We start from the raw sequence: 20,450 nt of genomic DNA on the forward strand, positions 1-20,450 counted from the left end.
GGCGCTGGAGGGGCGCCGCCCCGGTGGGTTGGTGGAGCGTCAGGGGCAGGTCAGCGGCGGGTGGTGCGGTCGCGGCTGGCGCGGTGCGGGTACCCGCACGAGTGTGAGCAGGACCGCTCCTGGCAGCCGCGGCAGCGGTCGGAGGCGCACGGTACGGACAGCCGCGTGTTGTCGTAGGAGGTGCGCTCGGCGCCCGGCATGTAGGCCGGCGCGGAGGTGGTGGTGGTCTTCTTCGCCATGGGTGGGGTTCCTTCCGGTGAGGGGCTGCCCGCCCGCCGCTCGGGCGGGCAGCATCTGGTGGGGTCAGACGAAGGTGAGTTGGGACGGGCCCTTCAACGCCTCCTCCCATGCCTGGTCGAAGCTCTTGTTGGCCTTGTCGATCGCGAGCGCCGGGGCGGTGACGAACGCCTGTTCCGGGCACGGGTAGTACAGGTTGCGTTCGTGGATCCACACCCGCTGGTGGCGGCCGATCTCGTAGCGGGCGCCGGACGGCAGGTGGTGGGTGGCCATGTAGTCGAGCAGCCGCACCATGTCGGCGCGGTCCCCGGCCGCGACTCGGGTCATGGAGCGGGCGGCGTTGGCGGCCTTCATCATGTCGTCGGCACTGGCGCGGAACGCCCGCCGCACGTCGTAGATGGCCCACGGCATGCAGTTGAGGTGCTCCTGGAAGTCGGCCAGCAGGCCGGGCCCGCCCTCGAAGTCGAGCAGCGCGTCGTAGAGCTGACGGCCGCCGATCAGCCCCTGGCGGGGGTTGGCGGCGACGGCGAGGTACTCCATCGTGAGCGCCTTGAACGCCTCGTACGGGTTGGCCACGTACCGGGGGAGGGCGCGGGCAAGCCCGGCCGCGCTCGCCAGGGCGAACGGGCAAAACGAGCACGCCGACTTGGGCCACCACACCTTGAAGTGGTCGAAGATCTCCCACTCGCACTGTTCGCGGTCCCATCCCCACTCGATCAACGGGTACGAGGGGATCCGGCCGGGCAGTCCGAGCGGCATGTCGCGCATCATGCGGGTGAGCTCGTCGGTCTCGAACCCGACGACGTGCACGAACTCCTCACCACCGGTGAGCTGGGCGATGAGCACGTCCAGCGGCCACCCCTTAGCTTTCAATGAGCATTTACGGATGCCTCCGGTCTGGGGCACCGTGGCGACCTCGACCATCTCGTCCGACAGCCGGTAGGCGCCCTGGATGTAGCAGGTGGTGGGCTCGGTGGTGTCGTCGAGGGTGACGATGCCGTCCCGCTGGCTGTTGCTGGCGCGCGCGACCTGGATGGTGCGGATGCGGTGCTTGGCCAGCAGGGGGAAGACGTGCGTCTCGACCAGGTGGCCGGTCTCCAGGTGCTCATCGCCGGTCTGGGCGATGACGACGATCAGGTCCTTCAGGTCGAAGTTCCGCGAGCTGCGCGCCGACAGCCACCGCGTGAGAATCGCGGTGGAGTCGGCGCCCAGTCCGTACGACAGGATGACCTTCACGGGAGGACCTGGACCTCTTCGACCGTGATCAGCGGGTACAGGTTCGTCTCGTAGTTGTAGGCGGCTGCCCACTCCTTGGCCTGCTCGGGGGTGGCGGTGTCAGGGTCATACGGGAAGTGGGACAGGAAGTCGTCGAACTCCGCCTGCTCGTCCTCGTCGAGGTAAGGCCGGGCGTTGTGGACGATGAAGTTGGCGGTGCGCAGGTGTGCGTTCGGCTCGTCAGGGGCCACCATGATCACGGGCTCGGCGCTGCTGAGCGAGCCCCAGTCGAGGTGGATGACGTGCACGAAGACGCCTGTACTGGTCATGCTGGGGTGTTCCTTCCGGTGGGTTCCGTGGCCGCCCGCCGCTCGGACGGCACACGGAACCTGAAGAGGTGAGCTAACGTCTCGCCCCGATGCGGGGCGAGACTGAAGAGGGGACGCAGCTAGTTCCGAGGTGGAGGGGTGAGGCTGGTCCGGTGCGGCGCGCGTACGCCTGGCGCTGGCTAATCGCGCGCCCAACGCTCCAGCGGGCCGACCCAGTCATCGACCACGAGGCCGGGCCGCCGGGCCCGCCAGTTGTCGATCGCTCGCTGGTAGGCGGGGCCGTCGAAGAAGCGTGAGAGCCCGTGATGGCGGGCCAGGTACTGCCAGGAGGCGCGCACGCGCTCATACGCCGCCGCCGAGAGGTCGTACCCGGTGGCCGGGTCAATGTCCTTCTCGGCGATGCCCCGCGCCAGGCACAGCGCGGTGCGCGCGTCGTTCATCGACGTGCGCCGGTCGGCCTCCATCACCGGGTCGGGGTCGCGGTACGCGTAGCGGCTCATCACCCGTCTGGCCTGCACGCGGATTGCGCGCTTCTCGCTCATCACACGCTCTTCATGATCTTCTCGAAGCCCTTCGCGGTGACGGCCGCCAGTCCGATCGCGCCGTGGAGGTCGAGGCCGGTCTGGGCGTCGTAGTCCAGGTACAGCACGACGTCCGTGACGTCGTCGCCGACTCCGACCTTGCTCTGCACCCTGAGCTTGACCTTGTCGCCGACGTGGACGACCTGGATGGTGCTGCCGTCCGTGGCGGTGAAGGTGCCGAAGTCCGTGCGGGGGGCCGCGGCCGTGATGGGGATGACAGGGGCGATCTTGCCGTTCTGCATGGGTTTCCTTCCGGGCTCTCCCGGTAGCGCCGCTCGCCACCGGTCGAACACCCAAAACATTAGCAGTCTTCTTTTATGATGTCTATGCCGGTGTTCCGGCGGCAATCGCGGCCGCCCAGCCCAACAGGTCCACTCCACGCACCGCCTGGACGATCTCCTCCATCGGAGCGCCCCCCTCGTCCAGTTCCTCCACGGCGCTGCGAACGGCCTCAACCACACGGCCGAACTCCTCGCCGACCGCCATGGCGGCCGCCATCGCGATGTCGTGCTCCTCCACGCCGCCCCCTGACGCGGCCGCGGCCGCCGCGAACACCGGCAGGACCGCCTGCTCGGCCTCGGCCTTCCACGCCTCCACGGGCACGATCCGCGCCACGTCAAGCGCGTTCGTGCCGACGCGGGTGTCTACCTTGAACTCAGGCTGGAAGTGCCGGGTGCCCTTGCGAGTCTTCGGTGACTCCAGCCTGGCCACCGTCCGGCCGACGAACCGCCCGCCGAGCTGGTGCAGCGCCTCCACCAGTCCGGCGGGCCCGGCCGCCGGGTTGGCCTTCGTCTGTCGCCCGCGCGGCCGCTCCTCCTCGTCCCGGCCGTCCTCCTCCTCGGGCTGCTCCGCATCCTCTTCGGGTGTGCGGGCGTCAGGCTGGCCGGTCTCCTGCCCGTTGTCGTCGCTGTTGCTGTCGAACAGGGCGCGCAGGCGGGACAGCGCGTTCTCCTCCGCCCCGTCGTCTTCTGCCGCGGGGACAGCGTCGGCCGGCGGCTGCTCGCCGAGCTCGCCCTCCGGGGCGGCGCCGGCGTCCGCGGCCGCCGGGTCCTCCGGCGGGGCGATGCCGAGCGCGACCGCGTCCTCCTGGCGGGTCGGGATCGGGGTCTTGCCCTGGGGCACATACAGCGCCCGGGTGTGCGCCATGTCCACGGGGTCGTATCCGGCGATGGCCCGGTACTCGTCGGGCGAGATCAGGCCGGCCTCGAACTCCTCGCGCGCCTCCTGCCGCCGTTGCGTCTTCGCGCGCTGGAGTACCTCGACGGAGTCGGTGTTGAACTCGTAGACCGCGCCGTCTTCGTGGTCGGTGTCCCACCCGGTCGCCAGGAGCGACAGGTGCGGCAGCATGGTGTGCGTCCAGAACTGGTGTTCCTCCTGGGCTGCGTTGTCGAACGTTCTTCCGCTCGCGTTCCCGAGGATGCTCTCCGGCACGCCGAACGCGGCGAGGATCTCCTCCTTGGAGATGCGCGCGAGGTCGGCGTAGGCCATGTCTCGCGGGCGCGCGGCCAGGTCGATGAACGACAGGTCGCCCTGGAGCACGGTGAGCTTGCCGGCCTCGTGCGCGCCCTTGCCGAAGATCCCTTGGATGCGCTCCATCTCGTCGTCATCGACCTCGCCGTCGATGCCGATCACGCCGCCCGGCCGGCCGTCGTTCCTCAGGAACGTGGCGTTGTAGAGGCGGGCCAGGAAATCCAAGTCCACCGACAGCCCGGCGGCTTCCATGGGGGTGATGCCGCGGAACGGATCCAACGGGTGGGGGTCGCGGAACCAGATGACTTTCTCGGGGTCGATGGCGCGGCGCCGACCGTCCGGGGTGATCGTCTCGAAGTGGGACAGCAACGTGCCGCCGAACCCGGGCACCGGGCGGGTACGGCCCGGCGGCAGCAGGTCAGCGCCGATGGGGTGGCCGCGTCGGCTGGTGGTCATCTCGACGAACGTCCCGGCCGGAGATAGCAGCACCTGGCCGGACAGTCGCTTGCGTAGCTGCGGGCCCTTCTCCAACTGGTTGGCGATGCCCGCGTTGAGCAGCCGGGCGAGGGGGTCGTCTGTGATGACCTCGCGCTCGCCGTCGTCCTTGATGAGCACCCGCTCGATCGGCAGGCGTGATGCGTGCCCGGCGATGGCGTTCACGCTCTTGAAGACCCAGACGACGCGCTCCATCCCCTCCAGGACGGCGCGTTCGACGGGCCAGGAGCGGCGCGGGTCGCGCAGGCGGGCGAGCATGCCGGACCACGAGGTGTGGCCGGCGTCGAGCTCGAACGACTTCGTCTCCAGTGGAGCCGACTTCGTCGCGAGCCCCAGAACACCTCGGAGGGCGGGCAGGAAGGCCATCGCGCCGCCTACTTCCCGCTGCCGAGCAGCGCGCCGCCGGCGAGCGCGGCCGCGGACAGGGTTGCCCAGAACAGCAGAGGGTGGACGCTCCAGGCGACGGCGGCGAGCCCGCCGATGCCGGCGACGATGAGGACCAGGGCGATCAGGTCGCGGCGCAGGCGCGCCTCACGCGCGTGCGGGTCGGGTGCATTCAACCTGTTCTCCTGCCTGCCCGAGACAACGATGGTCGCCGGGCAGGCTAGGAGGAGGTCGCGGCTTGTGTACGGCTCCAGCCAGGCGGCTGGTTAGCCGTACATGCCCCCTAGGCTGGAGCGCTGGCGCAGGGCCACCTCTTCGGCGCTGGTGCCGGGGGCGGCTCTCTTACGCTTGGCCCGGACGGTGGGACCGTTCCCGCCCAGGAGATGTTCGGTGTGTGGTCCAGGGCACGGCACGCTGATCGCGTCGGCCCATCGCAGCTTGCAGTGGTCACAGTAGACGTCGTGAGCGACGGTCCACGTCTTCTCAGCGATCATGAGGCTGCGGCGGCTTGTCTCTATGCGGCGAGCCTGCTCCGAGGAGACTGGCACAGTGACCCCGGCGACGAACTCGTGGATGCCGTCGCAGGTCGTCTCGTCCTGGCTGGTCTCGGAGACTTCGGTGGTCATTCGATCTATCAACCCCTTTTTCACGTCGGGGGGGCGCCCGAGCAGCCTGCCGGCGGGTACAGGTTCCGACAGGCGATCCCCCGCTACTGATGTGACATCGGTGGCACATGTGGCCGTAGCCAGCGGACAGACCATAACGATGCAAAGCGGGTCACGTAAATGGGCTAACGATCTTTCGGAACGCCTTATTTTCCGCCGTTCCGGACAGAATGTTTGTAACGATCCGTGGATCCCGTGAACCGATCCAAGTCCTTAGGCGTCCGGATCGTCCGCATTCAGTTGTCACGCTGCGTCAACCGGAGATGAGGCGGCCCTTCTTCTTCGGCTGCTTGACGGCCGGCTCGTACGGGGCCAGCAACACCGCCTCCGCCTGGTCGGGACTGTTCACCCCACGCGCGCGCATATCCTTCTTCGACTCCACGTACGTGAACCCCTGGCTGTTGTCGAACTTCTTCGGCGCGCTGAGCTGCCCCCGCGTACGGCTGCTGACGCGCAGCCGTATCCGCGTCACCCCCTCGGCGTTCGGCCGCAGCAGCGTCCGACCGGCGATCCACAGCTCGTCCCTCTTCCGGTACGGGCGCAGCACCTCCGACTCCGCCGGCCGGTCGGTGGCCTCGGCCACGTTGACGGGCACAATCTCGGCCTCGTGGATCTTCTCCTTGCCCCACCGCTGAAGCAGTCCGACGACACCCCAGCCGACGCCGATCGTGTCGATCTTGACGCGCACCTTGGCCTTGGTGCCGAGACGCCGGCGCAGCAGCTCGGCCCGCCGGATCTCCTCAAGAACTCGGTTCGCCACCTTGACCGCGTCGCCGTTGTCCGCGCCGGAGCTCACGTGTTCGACCGTGGCCAGGTCCTCCACCAGGCGCGAGATGACGAACTCGTCACCGCCATCCGCCGCGATGTCCACGCCGAGCCGCACCCAGCCGCCGAGCCGCACCATCCACTCGTCGGTCTCCTCCGGCAGCCCGAGGTCGCACAGGCGGACCCAGCCCGGCCCCTCCGGCTCCTCCTGCTCCGCGGCCGCGTCCACCCAGTCACTGGGGATGATCTGATCCTTCGCCCCCTTCGGGAACTTCGCGTGCACCTTCGCGATCACGTACGGCGACTTCTCGCCGTGGTCACGGATCGCCTCCTCGATCCACTCGGCGTTGACCAGGTGGGAGGACACCATGTGGCCCGGGTCGCCAGCCAGGCACGCGCACACCTTGTCCGCGGTGCGCTCGCCCGTCACGGCCGGCGAGTCGGTCGCGGCCAACTTGATCGTGGTCGTCTGCGGGTAGCGGTCGCTGTAGCCGTCGTTGCAGAGCTTCTCGAACCAGCTCCGCTCGGTGTCCGTAGGCGGGTTCCCGATGGCGATCATGCGCGCGTTCGAGCCGGTCAGCAGGTTGCGGGTGGACCGGCCGATCACCGGGCCGATACCGCCCGCCTCGTCCACGATGAGCAGCAGATTGCTCTCGTGAATGCCCTGCATGCCGGACTCGTCGTGCTCGGTCGCCGTGAAGCCGTAGGCGACGACCACGTCCACGCCTGCGGGGTCGGTCATCTTCCACTGCACCTGGTCGCACGAGCCGGGCAGCGCGCCGTGTGCGACCGCGTGCCGGATGTGCGGCCACATCTGCCGGTGTACCTGCCGCATGCGGGTCGCCGTGGTGATCGACAGGGCGGTGCCGACCGGATAGACGCACGCCCAGTAGGCGACCGCCCGCGCGCAGATGTGCGTCTTGCCCAGGCCGAAGCCCGCAGGCACGGCGACGTTCTTGTGCGTGGTGATCGCGGTCAGGATCTGCCGCTGCTTGGACCACAGCGCCTCACCGAGCACCTGCTCGACGAACCCGACCGGGTCGCCCAGCCACACCCCGTACGGGGTGCCGAGCTCCTTGCCGGCTACCGCCAGGACCTGCACCAGATCCGGCTGGGCGAGCATGCCGAGCGTGCGGCGCCGCACCGCCGGCCGCAACGCCATCAGGTCCGACAGCATCCCGGACGCGATGCGGGAGTCACCGCGGGGAAGCTCGTGGGGAAGGGGGACGGCCAGGGCCGTCATCCGTCACACCCGTAGCGGAGGTGCAGGGTCAGCGCTTCGGCTGCCTCCAGGTCGTCACGCGCGGTCAGCAGGATGACGCGCGTGCAGAGTGGGCACGTCTCCGCCCGTTGGGATCCCGCCGCGTTCTCCATGCGGGGCAGCGTGCCGGGCGTGCTCGGTTAGCGTCTCAGCCCAAGATCCGTGCCGAGCGGACCGGCTCAATGCGATGTGAATCATGGCCGGATCCGCGTGGTGGCAGAGAACGGCATGAGCAAACGTAAGGATCCGCTGAATCGGCGAGTTGCGGTGTTTGTGTACGCCGAGCGGGCGCTTTCTGCCTGCGGCGCCGCAGGCGCACGTCTAAGCTCTTGCCTGTCCGCAAACGCACGCGGCCGCGGCGGCAGCCAATCGGGGGGTTGCTGCCAAGACGGCCAGCCCCAGCCTGAGTAACCCAACCAGGAAGGGAGAACCCGTGCGCAAGCGGCGCAAGAAGATCGACCAGTCCAGGTGGGTGGAATGGGGGCAGCTCGCAGTTCGGGCTGTACTCATCCTGATTGACCTGGTGGTCAACAGGCTCAGGTGACCCTACGGTCACCTGAGCCCGCTCGAACGGTGACCTCCGTCAAGGCCGGTCAAGCTACGGCGGGGGCACCACCTCAGGGCCCATATACAAGTCTCAGTGGACCCAGTGTCAGCGTAGCGTCCGACAGAGCCGTAAGGCGTATTGCACGGCACATTACGCGAGCCGACTCACTGGCGTCGCTGTTGTCGTTCGCACTGGTGACGGGAATGACACCGTGGCCGTACGCTCACAGTGTTAGCCCCGGCCTACAGCCTGAGGGACTTCAGCCAGGCCAGCCCCTTCTCCTTGTTGAAGCGGCCGCTCTCGAGGCGGACCCCATCAGGCAGGGTGCCATCCCTCTCGGCCTTGCGAACCTGGTACCGCACCCGGTCCAGGCCCAGCCCGGCCGCCTCGGCGAGGTCCGTCATCGTGGTGCCGGCGCTGGCCACCGTCTGCGGCGAGGTCCGCTGCCGCCACCATGCGAGCAGGACGTCCTCGTCGTAGCGGCGGTCGCTGACCTTGGCGCCCTTGGGGAGCTCGCCTGCCTTCTCCGCTTCGTGCACGGCGGTGCGGAACGTCTTCTCGTTCACGCCGACCTTCGCGGCCGCGTCCACGAGCGTGGTGCCGGCGGTCAGCCGCTCCTTCCGCGCGCGCCACCACTCGACGAACAGCGCCTCGTTGACGGCGCCATTGCTGTAGACGAGGTCGGGCGGGAGGTTGCCGGCATCCGCGGCGGCCAGGAGCGCACCCTTGACGGTGGCGTACGGCTCGCCCACCTGGGCGGCTGCACGGCGCAGGCTGAGCCCGGTGGGCGCGGCCGCCATGGCGGGGAGCCTGTCGAACCACGCCTTCACCTTGGCCGGCCAGTACTTGCCGTCGCCGGCGTTGGCGTCCGCGGGGAACGCGTACGGCTTGTCCGCGACCTCCGGCTTGCCCCAGTAGCGGATGCGGTTCTGGAGCGCCATGCGCGAGACACCGAGCATGCGGGCGATGGGGCCCAGGTCGGTCGGCTGCTCGCTCTCCGCGCTGGCCACCCGGCGCCGCTGAGACGGCCGCAGCTCGACGCCCTGAGCCTTGAGGTCACCGGACACCATGGTCAGGTCGAGCTCGTACGTGCCGCCGATCGCGGCGATCTCCCACTGCTGGCCGTCGAGGTGGCCCTGGTAGAGGGCGGCGATGTCCTCCCGCCGGATCTTCCGGGCGTCCTCGGCGAGCTGGCGGTAGGCCGCGAGGTCGGCGGCGGCCTTGTCGCGCTCGGCGAGCGCGGTCTCGGCGTCCCACTCGGGGAGCTGCGCCCGGATCTCATCGTCGGACATGGTGACCGGCCCGCCGGTCGGGAACAGGCTGCTTCCACCAACCCCGGTGCCCTTGGACGCCTTCTGCTTGGTCCAGCCCTTGTCCTTGTGCCGGTAGTGAAGTGTCCACGCGGCCTTCCCGAGGTCCTCACGCGACTTCTTCGCCTGCTCGTTGGCGTCCGCAACAAGGCTGACGGCTGCGCTGATACGATCCGGTCCCGCTGGCATCACGCGCAGTTCGTTCAGCCGGCTTGTCAGCTTCTTGATGGTGGGGTTGGTGGTCATCGCCATGTCCTTGCGTCGGTGGAGGTGCCCTCCTTCGTGTGTCGGCTGGTGGGCACGCGGGTCTTGACTACCCGATTCTTAAAGATTACCGCGAGTTCTGTGATGTCTACCAGGACAACATCGGTAAAACGGTGTGATGTAGATCCCGATCATGCCGTACGGCCGGCGCCGCGGAGAAGCTCCTCGCGGATCAGGCCTGAAAACCAGTCAGCGGGCGTCCGCACCGTGGCGTTGAGCCCGGCCACGCCGAACGCGTCGAGCCATGCCTGCTGCGCCTCGGTCGGCTGGTGCTTCTTGCCGCCGCCCACCATCTTTAACTCCCAGATGACGATGGCGCCGGTGACCGGGTGGATCAGGAACAGATCGGGGAAGCCCTTCGGCGAGTGCTTGCTGTTCCACGTCCAGTAGACGAGGTACCCGAGGATCTTGGCGAGCGGCACGATGTGATGGTCACGAAGGTCGGCCTCCGTCATCGTCTTGGCAAGCTTCTTCTTCGTGGCCTCGTCGAGGCGGTCGAGGCGGTCGTTCATGGCGTCGAGCAGGTTCACGGGTTCCTCCAGGCGTTGGAACGCCCGGGGCAGCGGGCCTCACACGCCGCGCCGCCCCGGGCGGGATCAGGGGTTATCGGCGGCCGGGGACGCCGTCTCGGACACGTCCGTCGAGGAGCCATCCGGCGGTGGCGCGGGAGCGGTGGAACCGCATCCCCGCAGTCCCGGGCGTGAGCTCGTCGGCTCGCTCAACGGACCACGTCTTGTGCGGTGGCCGGTACATCTCGTGGTCGTACTCGTAGGCGTAGCTGGTCATGGCGTGGGTCGCGCCGATCTGCTCGGCGACGACCTGGCGCGCGTACAGCGTGTCGAGCGGCTCGCGGTCGATCGCCACCTTCCACGGGGCGGGCGCCCACGCTCCCCACCCGGTGAACATGAACGGGACGGACGCCTTGTCGCACGCGCCAGCCAGGTCGGTGAGCCACGTCGGGTGGGTCGGGCGCGCCTTCGGACCCGACTCGCCACCGGCCACGATCCAGTGGATCCGCTCGCGCCGGATCCACTGGTCGCCGTGGCGCTCCATGCCGTGCACAAGCGCGCCGTCCGGGGCGTCGTGGTGGGGGTGGGTGACGGGGATCATCTTGGCCAGGTACGGGTGCAGGTTGAGCGGTTCGAGCAGCGGCGCGCACAGCAGGAACCGTCCGGCGGCGCGGGCCTCCAGCAGATCGGGGATGCGCTGGTCGGCTTCGGCCTGGGTGGTGAGGGTGACGCCGAGCCACACGGTGGCCAGCCGGGCGGGCATCCATGGGGCGTCGTTGAGGTCATCTGGGTCGCACCAGCCCTGATCGACGGCGGCCTGCACCATGGCGATACGCCGGTCCCGGTCGGCCCACGCGTTCGTCCAGTCGCGCATCCGGCCGGGGTGGTCGGTGCGCACCAGGAACGTCTGGACAGGCCTGTGGGCGCCGCTGTGGTAACCGCCGCGGCTGTCCCCGCCGCTCCAGTACATCGACGTCCACACCGCGGCGATCCACGCGTCCGACAGCTCGGGCGTGAACAGGTCCTCGACGACCTCGGCGCGGTACGGCCTGCGCCAGGCGAGCGGCTCGGCTCGGTTGGCGGACGGCGCCCACCTGCGGGTCGCAAACTGCGGCTGGGCGGGCACGGTCTCCGGGTAGATGGTGCACAGCCCGCACGCCTCGCCGATGCGCGGCGCGTCCGGGTGGCGGGTGCAGGTGTCGGCCATCACGCGCCCTCCCCAGCGAGCAGCTTGAGCGCGGTCTCGGCGTACGTCATGCAGTCGCATGCCTCGGCGCCGGCCGGGGTACCCTTGCAGATGGTCTCGTGCAGGCCGATGGCCAGGTCGTGGGCCGGGTCGGGGATCGCGGCGGCGCGCTGGGCGACGATCGCTATCGCGGCGGTGATCTTCAGCATGAGGTCGGGCTCGACCAGGTGGCGTGACTGGCCGGTGTCGTACAGGACCTTGCCGCGCTGGGCGGAGAACATCCCGATGCCGGTGGTCGCGACGATGCCGACGTCCGTGTCGGGCCGGTCGAGGACGATGACGTCCCGATCGCGGGCCTGCTCCAGGAGGCGGACGGCGTCGTTATAGGCGGAGCAGTCGAAAGTGTCGTCGTTCGGGTCGCTGGTGTAGATGCAGCCCGGCCCACAGTTGGGGGCGCCTGCCATGTGCGCGAGCGCATTCGCCACCGCGGCTGTGAACTGCCCGAACAGGTCCTGGGCGTTGGGCTGGTCAGACATTGGCGGAGGCCTCTTCCTGGGACGCGGCGGACACGTTGAGAGCGGAGCGGCGGAGGGCGCGCCGCCACTGCACGGCGATGGCGGCCACCTGGAGCAACTCGGCGTCCAGCCGCTCCTGGTCGTTTTCGGCGAACGCTTCGGCAACCTCCTCCAGGAGGATGTCGAGCCACGTCAGCCGCCCTTCCTTGGCGTAGCGCTCGCACAAGCCCTTGGCGAGATCGGCGAGGAAGGAAGCTCGCCCGGTGAGCCCCCAGGCCACATTCGGGCCGGTGCCGTTCGGATGGTTCTGCTCACCCCACTTGGCGTCCTGGGCGGCCAGTTCGGCGCGGATGGCAACCTCGTCCGCGCTGAGCAGGTCACTGGCGGCGGCACGGGCGTCGTCGATCGCCTTGACGATGTGCTCGTCGATGTTGTCGATGCCCCATTCGCTCAGCCAGTCGGAGATCCACTCGCTGGCGTCGCCGTCGTACCAGTGCTGCCACAACTGGGCGGCGATCTCGTCCGCCTGGCCAGGCGCGTGCTTCATCAGCGCGCGGAGCAGGAAGACGACGCCGTACAGGTATTGGGCGACGTGGTAGTGGTCGCGGGCGCGGCGCAGCGCGGCCGGCCGGTCGGGGTGGTCGTCCGCCGGGAACGTCTCGTGCGCGAACCGCAGGGCGTAGACGGCGCGGGCCGCGAACGCCTTGACCATCGCGGTGGCGGAGGTGGGGCCGTCCTCGGCGATGTCGGGCACGTCGGCGGCGATGTCGAACATGGGCTTGGTGTCGCCCACGGGGGTGAGCAGGTCGGGTCCGCCGTGCTCGGCGAGCAGCGCGAGCGCAGCGCGGCCGCCATGGCGGCGCCGTACCTGACGGGTCACCTGCTCGGCCAGGTCGTGCTGCTCGGTGCTGGGCGCGCCGCCGTTGAGCAGGGTGGTCAGCCGAGACACGTCGTGGGTTCCGGTGGCCACGATGACCACCACGGGGTCGCCGGCCTCGTTGTCGTAGGCGCGGGTCTCATACATGGGGAACTCCTCGGTGGGGAGAGAGGGAGGAGCTTCCCCTGGCCTGCTGGGGCCAGGGGAAGCCGGGTGGTCAGGTCAGGACGGTGCGGGCTCGGGCGGCGACCCAGTGCGCGACGTTTGGCGGCCAGGCGTTGCCGATCTGGAGGCGCTGCTCGGTGATGGTGCCGAAGATCTTGTAGTCGCGGGGGAAGCGCTGGACCTGCTTGGTTTCGTCGGGGCCGAGCATTCGCAGTTTCGAGTTGTCCACGGACAGGGCGGGCGCGACCAAGGCGTGGTGCGGGTGGGTGGCCACGGTGGTGAGCGGCTGGTTGGTGGTGCGAGGGGCGCTGTCGCGGCCGATGTGGATGATCAGCGCGAAGTGGTTGCCGCCGGCGGTCACGGTGGGCAGCGGCTCGTCGAGCCCCTGCACGGTGAGGTTCTTGCGCAGCAGCGCCAGGAACGGGTCGCTGCCGAACTGCTCCAGGCCGATCCCCACCTTGAGGTGGGTGCTTTCGGCGTACGGGGTGAACTTCTTGTACGGCTTGCCGTCGCCGATGCGCCGCATGGGCAGGTCCCAGTCGATGACGGGTTCGACCGGCCACACGACGGGCTCAACGATGAGGTGGCCACACCGCCGGTTCGGACAGACGTAGTCGTACTGCTCGCCGTGCTTACCGACCCGTAGCACGCGCGGCCTGGGGTCGCGCCACCGCTGCACGCCCTGGACGGGCCCGCACTCCGGGCACATGGCATCGGGGCGGGGCCGCAGGTCGGGCTGCTTGATGCCCTTCCTGGTGAAGACGAAGATGAGCCGGTGGCGGTGCTGCGGCGCGGGCGGGTTGCCGGGGCCGGAGATGTGGGCGGCATCGACGGACACGAGCTGCACCTGGTAGCCGAGGACGCGCCAGCAGCGCAGCCACTCGGGGAACAGCATCCAGCGGGTGGCGAACTCGGGCACGTTCTCACCGATCACCATGTCGTACCGGTGGGCTTCGGCGGCGCGGAGCAGACACCAGGCGGTGACGCGGGTCCGCTCCCATGTGGACTTGGCGGCGGGCCCCTCGTCCTGGAACAGTTCCATCTGCGCCTTCGGGGCGGTGCTGCCGCCCGCCTGCGCGGTCTCGGTGCAGATCGGGGATCCCACGAGAACCTGGCTGGGCCTCAGGGACGACATGTTGTAGTGGTCGAGGTCCACGCAGCGCGGGTCCAGGTGCTTGTAGTGATAGGAGACGGTCTCGATCGAACGCTCGTCGTGGTTGGCCATCTCCACGGCCTGGAACCCAGCTTCGTAGAAGCCGCGCACGTCGCCGCCCGCGCCGCAGAATAGGTGTGTGGTGGTGGGCCCGTCTCCGGGGACGATGCCGGGCTGGAGCGCCGTCTCGACGTCGGCCTTGTCGAGGGTCAGCATCCGTAGTCCACCTCGTCCATGCAGGCGCCGTGCAGGGCGGCGCGGTCGAACTCCTCCTGCATCCGCTCGGCTTCCTCGTCGGCCCGAAGCTGGGCGAGTTCGGCAGCAAGGTCGGCCTCGAAGCGGGGGGTGCGGCGCATGGGGGTGTCGTCCTCTTCCGGGTAGGTGAGCGGGGGCAGGCCGGTGAGTCGGCGCACGGCGGCGTGGACCTCGTGCAGCGCGAACGTCCGGGCGGCGGGGTCGTGGGCGTCCGCCAGGTCGGCGATGAGGTCGGTGACCTGGCGGAGCAGGGTGTGTTCGGCGTGCTGGCGGCCGAGCTGGTAGGCGCACGCGGTGTGGTGGCGTTCGCAGCCGGTCCAGTGGGGCCCGCCCTGGGGGAGGGCGGGGTCGGCGGGCGGTTCGAGCCGTGTTTCGAGGAGGCTCACGCGGCCCGCCTGGTGGTCATGTAGCGCTGGCGGTGGTAGATCTGCTCGCCGATCACGCAGGCGTCGCAGGGCTCCTCACCCCGGTCCTTGTGCCGGTTGTAGGCGGCGTGGGTGCCGCACGGCTGTAGGCCCTGGCGGTTGGTGGGGGTGCCGGTGTGCCAGGCGAGCAGGACCGCCGGGGGCAGTTCGACGGGGATCATCGCGGCCATGACGATCGGCAGGGTGGCGCGGTCCTCGGGGGTGAGGGTGGCCAGCAGGGCGGCGGCCGCGGCGGGCCCGTCGTCGCGGACGGTGCAGGCCAGTTCGCAGGCGAACTCGACGAGCCGCTGGGCGTAGGCGTCGTTGTCACGCATCGGTGGGCGCCTGCCGGTTGAGGGTGCGGCGGGCGTAGCTGACGTACGCCTCGTGCTGGGCCTGGGTGACGGGGACGCGCTGCGACGCGGCCTTGATGATCTCGTCGGCGACGCGGAGCCGGTCGTCGTCCTCGCGGGTGGCCTGGACGGCGGCGATGACGAGCTGCTCGCTCCAGGGGCAGCCGAGGATCTCGGCGGCGGTCTGGTCGATGTCCCAGTCCGGCCGCATGGCGGCGATGAGCGCGATGAACTCGCCATAGGCGGGCCTCCGCTCAGGCGCCTTGCTGGGGGTCATGGGTGTCCTTCCGGTTTGCCGTCCAGGCAGTGCCGCTCACTGCCCGGCGACAAACTAAAGAATACTCGCATTTCTTTAGCGTTGTCTACGCGGGCGAAAGTGGCGTACGCCTCTCTGTCGATCACGTGAGGCGGGACTGTACGAATCGGGCACCTCTTGCGTCTCGCTCCGATTGAGCGAGGTCTCGGCCCTCTGTCCGGCGGCGCCGCCCGTCGCTAAGGTGATCAAGCTCGGGGGAAGTGGAACGATCGAAACCGGGGAGAATGCATGCCGCATCGCCACATCGCCGCGCTGTCCGCCGCCTTACTCGGCGTCGCCTGCCTCGCCGCCCCCGCAGCAGCCGCCACTGAGCGGGCCGGCACCACGCAGACGCCGGCGGCCGTTCCCGCGGCCGCGCCGAAACTCTTGAAGCTCGGCCAGTCCGTCCGGATCAAGGGAGAGAAGGGGCACCAGCTACGGATCACGCCGGTCGGGGTGTACTACCACCGCCCGACCGCGCAGTACTCGACGAAGCCGCGCAATGGGTACTTCCTGGCGCTCGCGATCCGCGTGACGGCGACGTCCAAAGCGGACCAGATGCCGCTGCCGTACGGGAGCCAGTGGCGCGTCAAGCAGGGCAAGCGCACATTCACGACCTCGTCCGGCCGGGCGAAGCAAGCGCCATGGGTGGGGCGAGCCCAAGGGGCGTGGGTGACGGTGCATCCGGGCTCGCCTGAGGTGGTGTACGAGGCGTTCGACGTCCAGGTGAAGGGCGGCACCTTGGAGTGGTCGAGTCCGGATGGGCTGTACCGGTGGCGCATTCCCGCGGGCAATGCCGGCAAGGCCACCCACGAGGCGGTTCTGGATGCCATCGCGGATTACGAAGGCCAATGAGCCGGCGGCTGTGAGCTCCTGCTCCACCTATATATAGGTGCGCACGCTCGCACCTATATATAGGTCGCCGCGGCGGGCACTACGAGGTGAGAGAGATGCTGTCGCCCATGGGGTCGAGCCCGAGCATCTGCCGCAACTTGGCCGTGGGCACGAGTTTCCGCCGGCCGAACTCCAGCGTCGGAATCTCCCCTCTGGCGGCAGCTTCGTACGCAGTGCACCGTGCAAGGCCAAGGAACGTTCCCGCCTCAGGGATCGTCATGGTGGGCTGCTCGGTGGCGCTGGGCAGCGGCCGGCGGAGGCGGCGAGGCGGCCTGCGTGTGGTGCTCTGCGTTCTGGTCATGGCGCGGATGCTGCCGTCTGGGCTGGGTTAGTGTCACAGTTCGATCAGCGGGTCATGCGGACTGAGCTTGCCCATGATCATCAGTGCCCCCTGTGGGGGCACGGGGCAGTCTGTCGCGTGATCTCGCGTACGGTTGCGTCTGGTCTAGTACGGGCTTACGTGCCAATATGTGTAAACCCGCAGGTGAGAGGTGGTGGAATAGCGGGTTCGATTCCCGCCACCTCCACCACTTCAGACCGCCTCTTACCTGCGGAAACATCGCAGGTAGGGGCGGTTTTTGGCGTTCCGGGGCCCTGTCTCCCGGGGAACCGCCGGTGAACCGTGGGCGAACTTTCAAGATCAACCCCAGGTGGCGCCGCGCCCTTCTGCTTGGATCTCTTTGGCCGAAATTTGCCATCGAGTATGACCGAAAGTGAGGGGCCCCATGGCGACCTCGGACGAGGCCAACTTCCTGGACCGGTTCGCCGAGCTGCGGGAGGTCGAGGCGGCGGCGAACGGCCTGGTCAAGGTGACGGTCGACGGCACCAGCGACCTGGTGGAGCTGGCGATCGACCCCAGGGCGATGCGGCTGCCGTCCGAAGAGCTGGCCGCCGCGATCAAGGAGGCGTTCGGGCGGGCCCGTGCCGCCGCCCAGGAGCGCGCGATGCAGGCCGTCCCCGACGTCCTGCGCCAGGAGACGCCGGAGCTGACCGCCCTGCTGAAGGACATCGAAGCCGACGCCCGCGGCAACATGAACGAGATCCTCCTGGCCGCCAACGAGCTGACCGCACGGCTGGACCGGCTGATGCGGCAGGGCACGCAGCGATGAACGACCACCAGGGACGGCGATGAGCGACAACAGCAGCGGGATCCAGGTCGTCTACGGCAGCCGGACCGTGTCCGCGAGCCGGCTCAGGGAGCAGGCGGACGAGCTGGAGCGGGCGCTGGGCGGCGCGCTCGGCAGGGCCGGGTACGCGGGAGGCGGCGGGGCGGCGCCCGAGCGGCCCGGGGCGCAGTTCGACGTCGAGTTCGCGGGGCTGACCGAGCTGGTGCAGAGCGCGTTCGGAGCCACGGCGCGGACGTTGCGCGACCACGCCGCGAGAGCCGAGCTGTCGGAGCAGAACTACACACGTGCCGAGCAGGCAGGCGTCGAGTCGGCCGAGCGCGTACGGACCGATCTGGAGGAGTTGTGAGCTGGGAACTGCCGCCGGGGCTGCGGGCGGTGCACGGTCTCGTCGCGTCCGACGCCCCGTGGCCGCGCGCCGACGAGACGCAGCGCCTCGACGGGGCGGGGTCGTGGATGGACCTCGCCTCCGCCTCGCAGGGCGGCCGGGTGGAGTCGGCCTCGGCCGTCTCCCAGGTACGGGCGTCCGGCAACCACAGCGGCGACATCTCCGTCTTCGAGAGCTCCTGGAGCGGCACCGAGGAGCGGATGGGCGACGGGGCCCTGGCCAACGCCCTGGTCGGCACCGGGACGACCACGGTCGTGGTGTTCCGCACCGTGTGGAAGTACGTCGTCGTGATCGCCCTCATCGCGCTGCTGCTGGCCATCATCCGGGGCTTCGCGCTGGGCCCGGCGCTGGGCGCGCTGTTCGCCAGGATCCGGACCATGGGGACGCGCAAGGCGCTTCAGGTCACCCTGGCCCAGATCGAGCGGAACATCGGCGGGAACGCGGTCGCCGCCCTGCGGCTCGCGAGGGGCATGCTCGGCCGCCTCGTGATCGTGCCCGGTTTCCAGACGGCCCTGGTGGCGGTCAACACGCTCTCCCTCGACCCCTTCGACGACAACTCCAAGGCCCGCGAGGCGGCCGAGCACGTGCTGAACCAGACGCCCGCGGGGCGGGCGGCGCTCGCGTACGCCAAGGAGCACGGGATCACGACCCTGTACCAGAACGGAACGAACGAGTACGGGTCGGGCTACAACCGGAGCCTGAACGTCATCCACATCGGCGGCGCCGACTGGTCCACCCCCGAGGCCATGGCGGGGGAGTTCGTCCGCCAGGTCGAGATCGCCAGGAGCCGCTGGGACCCGAGCCCTCTCGGGATGGACATGGGCGAGTACGCCGACGCGCGGGGCCGTGAGGAGGAGGCGGCCAACCGGGCGGCGTACCGCATGGGCGCCCAGCTCGGCTACGAGGAGGACGCCCGCGCGACCTACGGCGAGAACGACTTCACGGGCTACGGCGCCGGCTACGGGGACCTGGCCCAGGAGCACGACGAAGGGCTGGAGCAGGCCATCCTCAACGGCCCGTTCAAATTGTTCAACGACGGCCCTCTCGACTACACCCGCTGACGCCCTGGCCCCCGCCGGTGAGGGGGCCCGGGCCAGCAGCCCCGCCAGAAGCGGAACCACCACCGCGATGAGCGATCGTTCGCCAGCACTGAGTCACAGATCTGCCACTCTGTCACCAAACATTGCTCTACGTGTGCTTAGGTGTTGCTTTGACATTTCGTGTGTTCTAGGTGGGGTTGAAGCGTGTCAAGGTACGACTGGCGCCATTCGGCGTTCGCGCCGCTGGTGGGGCTGCTGGTGTCCGGGGTGTTGCTGGTGGCGGGGGCGGTGGGAGCGCTGCTGAGGTTCGTGGGCGCGACGACGGCCCCGGCGGCGGCCGAGCTCGTGGTCACGCTCGTCATCGCGGTGTTCCTGACCACCGTGCTGAGGATCGTCAGGGCAGTGCCCGACATCCGGCGGGAGAGCGCCGCGACGGCGCGGGCCGTGGCGAACATCGGGTCGGTGAAGCCGACCGAGGACACGCTGGTGGCGCGGCGGCTCAAGCTGTTCAAGGAGGCGGCCGAGGCCGGCAGCGACTGCGAGGCCGTGCTGAGCGCCCGCTCCGCGCTGGACGAGGGCGAGATGACCAACAGGCATCACCTCGACCACGCGCTCATCTGGGCGCTGCCGGTCTTCGGGTTCATCGGCACCGCGCTGACCATGGCGGCGATGGTGGGCTCGTTCGGCAACGCGCTGGACGGGCGGGGCGACCCCAGCGTGCTGATCGCCGCGCTCAAGCAGTACGTGCTGCCCGAGCTGGCCTCCGCGTTCGGCGTCACGATGATCGCGCTGTTCCTGAGCGTGCTCGCGTTCGGCGCGATGGCGCTGGTCGAGCGGGCCGAGCGGGCCAACGTCGGGGCGGCGGACGAGGTGTTCCTGATCTACCTGGCGCGGCTGCCCGGCAAGGAGGCGACGCCCGGCCTCCAGGGGCTCACCCGCGAGCTGGCCCAGGTGCAGGGGCTGACCAGGGAGCTGTCCCACATGCAGGGCCTCACGCAGGAGCTGGCCCACTCCCGGGGCAGGACCGAGGAGCTGGTGAAGGGGTTGGACGCGCTGCGCACCGCCGTGGACCGGCTGGCCGCGGCCGAGAGCCGGCCGCAGAAGTACACCCTGGTGAGGGAGCAGTGAGGAAGCGGGCTCCGAGGTCGTTCGCGCCGCCGCTCGACCTGCGCTTCATCGACCTGTTCATGGCCATCGTGCTGGCGCTGTCGTTCGTCGCGATCATGCTGACCGTGGTGACGCGGATGTTGCCGACGCAGGACGCCGCGCCGCCCGCCCGGGAGCAGAAGAGCGTCGCCCAGCTCGAACGGCAGCTCGCCGCCGCCGAGCGGGCCAGGCGGGAGGCCGAGGCGGAGCTGCGCACGACGAGGGAGCAGATCTCCGAGCAGACCGCCTTCGCCCTGCCCTGGTGGCTGATCGGCTTCTGCGCGCTGCTCGGCGTGCTGGCCGTGTTCATGAACTGGCGGGTGCGGCTGTGGAACAAGGGCAGCCTCCCGCCGCTGTGGAGCTGGGGGCTGGTCACGCTCGTGGTGGCCGTGGTCACGGTGGTGATCAGGTCGCTGAGCGACGGCCAGGGGTACCTGCTGCTGGCCGAGATCCCGTGGTGGGCCGCCGACGTCCTCTGCCTGGGGCTGCTGCTGGTCGCGCACGTGCTGATCTCCGACATCCGGGACCGGCACCTCACGCTGGGCAGGATCAAGGCGCGGGGCCGATAGTTCAGGAGAACGTCACTCCTGTCACATCTTTCCCGCATAACGTGACACGCGTCT

General features: G+C 69.5%; 25 protein-coding genes. 6 read left to right on the forward strand and 19 right to left on the reverse strand.

Annotated elements, in window-relative coordinates:
* Positions 1 to 50 precede the first annotated feature (50 nt).
* The 18 genes from AB0I79_RS18010 to AB0I79_RS18095 form a co-directional block, all read right to left on the reverse strand.
* Positions 51 to 239: a hypothetical protein gene (locus AB0I79_RS18010; protein WP_357873841.1), complete on the reverse strand. Its 189-nt coding sequence runs from the start codon at positions 237 to 239 to the stop codon at positions 51 to 53.
* Positions 240 to 303: 64 nt separating this feature from the next.
* Positions 304 to 1,473 carry a hypothetical protein gene (locus tag AB0I79_RS18015; RefSeq protein ID WP_357873843.1) on the reverse strand — a complete coding sequence of 390 codons (1,170 nt, stop codon included), beginning with the start codon at positions 1,471 to 1,473 and terminating at the stop codon, positions 304 to 306.
* The gene (locus AB0I79_RS18020; protein WP_357873846.1) at positions 1,470 to 1,781 is read right to left on the reverse strand and encodes a hypothetical protein; all 312 of its coding nucleotides are present in this window, start codon (positions 1,779 to 1,781) and stop codon (positions 1,470 to 1,472) included. Before AB0I79_RS18020 ends, AB0I79_RS18015 begins: the two co-directional genes overlap by 4 nt.
* A gap of 179 nt (positions 1,782 to 1,960) precedes the next feature.
* A complete protein-coding gene (locus AB0I79_RS18025) occupies positions 1,961 to 2,323 on the reverse strand; it encodes a hypothetical protein (RefSeq protein ID WP_357873849.1) in 363 nt (120 codons plus the stop codon).
* The gene (locus AB0I79_RS18030) at positions 2,323 to 2,604 is read right to left on the reverse strand and encodes a hypothetical protein (protein ID WP_357873851.1); all 282 of its coding nucleotides are present in this window, start codon (positions 2,602 to 2,604) and stop codon (positions 2,323 to 2,325) included. The genes AB0I79_RS18025 and AB0I79_RS18030 overlap by 1 nt, the downstream gene beginning before the upstream one ends.
* 82 nt (positions 2,605 to 2,686) lie before the next feature.
* The gene (locus AB0I79_RS18035; protein WP_357873854.1) at positions 2,687 to 4,693 is read right to left on the reverse strand and encodes a phage portal protein; all 2,007 of its coding nucleotides are present in this window, start codon (positions 4,691 to 4,693) and stop codon (positions 2,687 to 2,689) included.
* 8 nt (positions 4,694 to 4,701) lie between these two features.
* Positions 4,702 to 4,887 (reverse strand): hypothetical protein, encoded by a 186-nt coding sequence (locus AB0I79_RS18040; protein WP_357873857.1) that lies wholly within the window; start codon positions 4,885 to 4,887, stop codon positions 4,702 to 4,704.
* A gap of 90 nt (positions 4,888 to 4,977) precedes the next feature.
* Entirely contained in the window at positions 4,978 to 5,337 is a 360-nt protein-coding gene (locus AB0I79_RS18045) for a hypothetical protein (RefSeq protein ID WP_357873860.1), read from the reverse strand.
* A 292-nt stretch (positions 5,338 to 5,629) separates the two neighbouring features.
* Positions 5,630 to 7,384, reverse strand: a complete 1,755-nt coding sequence (locus AB0I79_RS18050) for a hypothetical protein (RefSeq protein WP_357873863.1) — start codon at positions 7,382 to 7,384, stop codon at positions 5,630 to 5,632.
* An 807-nt stretch (positions 7,385 to 8,191) separates the two neighbouring features.
* A complete protein-coding gene (locus tag AB0I79_RS18055) occupies positions 8,192 to 9,505 on the reverse strand; it encodes a hypothetical protein (protein WP_357873866.1) in 1,314 nt (437 codons plus the stop codon).
* Positions 9,506 to 9,654: 149 nt separating this feature from the next.
* Positions 9,655 to 10,053: a hypothetical protein gene (locus AB0I79_RS18060; protein WP_357873868.1), complete on the reverse strand. Its 399-nt coding sequence runs from the start codon at positions 10,051 to 10,053 to the stop codon at positions 9,655 to 9,657.
* Positions 10,054 to 10,126: 73 nt separating this feature from the next.
* Positions 10,127 to 11,239, reverse strand: a complete 1,113-nt coding sequence (locus AB0I79_RS18065; RefSeq protein WP_357874276.1) for a DUF5131 family protein — start codon at positions 11,237 to 11,239, stop codon at positions 10,127 to 10,129.
* Complete coding sequence (locus AB0I79_RS18070; RefSeq protein WP_357873871.1) at positions 11,239 to 11,754, reverse strand: hypothetical protein; 516 nt, start codon at positions 11,752 to 11,754, stop codon at positions 11,239 to 11,241. The genes AB0I79_RS18065 and AB0I79_RS18070 overlap by 1 nt, the downstream gene beginning before the upstream one ends.
* On the reverse strand, positions 11,747 to 12,757 hold the full coding sequence (locus AB0I79_RS18075) for a hypothetical protein (protein WP_357873874.1): 1,011 nt from the start codon (positions 12,755 to 12,757) through the stop codon (positions 11,747 to 11,749). Before AB0I79_RS18075 ends, AB0I79_RS18070 begins: the two co-directional genes overlap by 8 nt.
* Positions 12,758 to 12,827: 70 nt before the next feature.
* Positions 12,828 to 14,144: a DNA cytosine methyltransferase gene (locus tag AB0I79_RS18080; RefSeq protein ID WP_357873876.1), complete on the reverse strand. Its 1,317-nt coding sequence runs from the start codon at positions 14,142 to 14,144 to the stop codon at positions 12,828 to 12,830.
* Positions 14,138 to 14,569 (reverse strand): hypothetical protein, encoded by a 432-nt coding sequence (locus AB0I79_RS18085; RefSeq protein ID WP_357873879.1) that lies wholly within the window; start codon positions 14,567 to 14,569, stop codon positions 14,138 to 14,140. The genes AB0I79_RS18080 and AB0I79_RS18085 overlap by 7 nt, the downstream gene beginning before the upstream one ends.
* Positions 14,566 to 14,922, reverse strand: a complete 357-nt coding sequence (locus AB0I79_RS18090) for a hypothetical protein (protein ID WP_357873882.1) — start codon at positions 14,920 to 14,922, stop codon at positions 14,566 to 14,568. Before AB0I79_RS18090 ends, AB0I79_RS18085 begins: the two co-directional genes overlap by 4 nt.
* Positions 14,915 to 15,217: a hypothetical protein gene (locus AB0I79_RS18095; RefSeq protein WP_357873885.1), complete on the reverse strand. Its 303-nt coding sequence runs from the start codon at positions 15,215 to 15,217 to the stop codon at positions 14,915 to 14,917. The genes AB0I79_RS18090 and AB0I79_RS18095 overlap by 8 nt, the downstream gene beginning before the upstream one ends.
* Before the next feature lie 267 nt (positions 15,218 to 15,484).
* Here AB0I79_RS18095 and AB0I79_RS18100 point away from each other — a divergent pair, with 267 nt between their 5' ends.
* On the forward strand, positions 15,485 to 16,090 hold the full coding sequence (locus AB0I79_RS18100) for a hypothetical protein (protein WP_357873888.1): 606 nt from the start codon (positions 15,485 to 15,487) through the stop codon (positions 16,088 to 16,090).
* A 79-nt stretch (positions 16,091 to 16,169) separates the two neighbouring features.
* On the opposite strand, the gene AB0I79_RS18105 is transcribed toward AB0I79_RS18100, so the two are convergent.
* Entirely contained in the window at positions 16,170 to 16,430 is a 261-nt protein-coding gene (locus AB0I79_RS18105; protein WP_357873890.1) for a hypothetical protein, read from the reverse strand.
* A gap of 424 nt (positions 16,431 to 16,854) precedes the next feature.
* Between AB0I79_RS18105 and AB0I79_RS18110 the strand changes: the two genes are divergently transcribed.
* From AB0I79_RS18110 to AB0I79_RS18130, 5 genes are all read left to right on the forward strand, one after another.
* Positions 16,855 to 17,238: a YbaB/EbfC family nucleoid-associated protein gene (locus tag AB0I79_RS18110; protein ID WP_357873893.1), complete on the forward strand. Its 384-nt coding sequence runs from the start codon at positions 16,855 to 16,857 to the stop codon at positions 17,236 to 17,238.
* 19 nt (positions 17,239 to 17,257) lie between these two features.
* Entirely contained in the window at positions 17,258 to 17,602 is a 345-nt protein-coding gene (locus AB0I79_RS18115) for a hypothetical protein (RefSeq protein WP_357873896.1), read from the forward strand.
* The gene (locus AB0I79_RS18120; protein WP_357873898.1) at positions 17,599 to 18,702 is read left to right on the forward strand and encodes a hypothetical protein; all 1,104 of its coding nucleotides are present in this window, start codon (positions 17,599 to 17,601) and stop codon (positions 18,700 to 18,702) included. The genes AB0I79_RS18115 and AB0I79_RS18120 overlap by 4 nt, the downstream gene beginning before the upstream one ends.
* A gap of 183 nt (positions 18,703 to 18,885) precedes the next feature.
* Positions 18,886 to 19,809, forward strand: coding sequence for a hypothetical protein (locus AB0I79_RS18125; RefSeq protein WP_357873901.1), 924 nt, complete (start codon positions 18,886 to 18,888; stop codon positions 19,807 to 19,809).
* Entirely contained in the window at positions 19,806 to 20,396 is a 591-nt protein-coding gene (locus AB0I79_RS18130; RefSeq protein ID WP_357873904.1) for a hypothetical protein, read from the forward strand. The genes AB0I79_RS18125 and AB0I79_RS18130 overlap by 4 nt, the downstream gene beginning before the upstream one ends.
* Positions 20,397 to 20,450: the final 54 nt, after the last annotated feature.

The organism is Nonomuraea sp. NPDC050202, from assembly GCF_040656115.1.
GTDB lineage: Bacteria > Actinomycetota > Actinomycetes > Streptosporangiales > Streptosporangiaceae > Nonomuraea.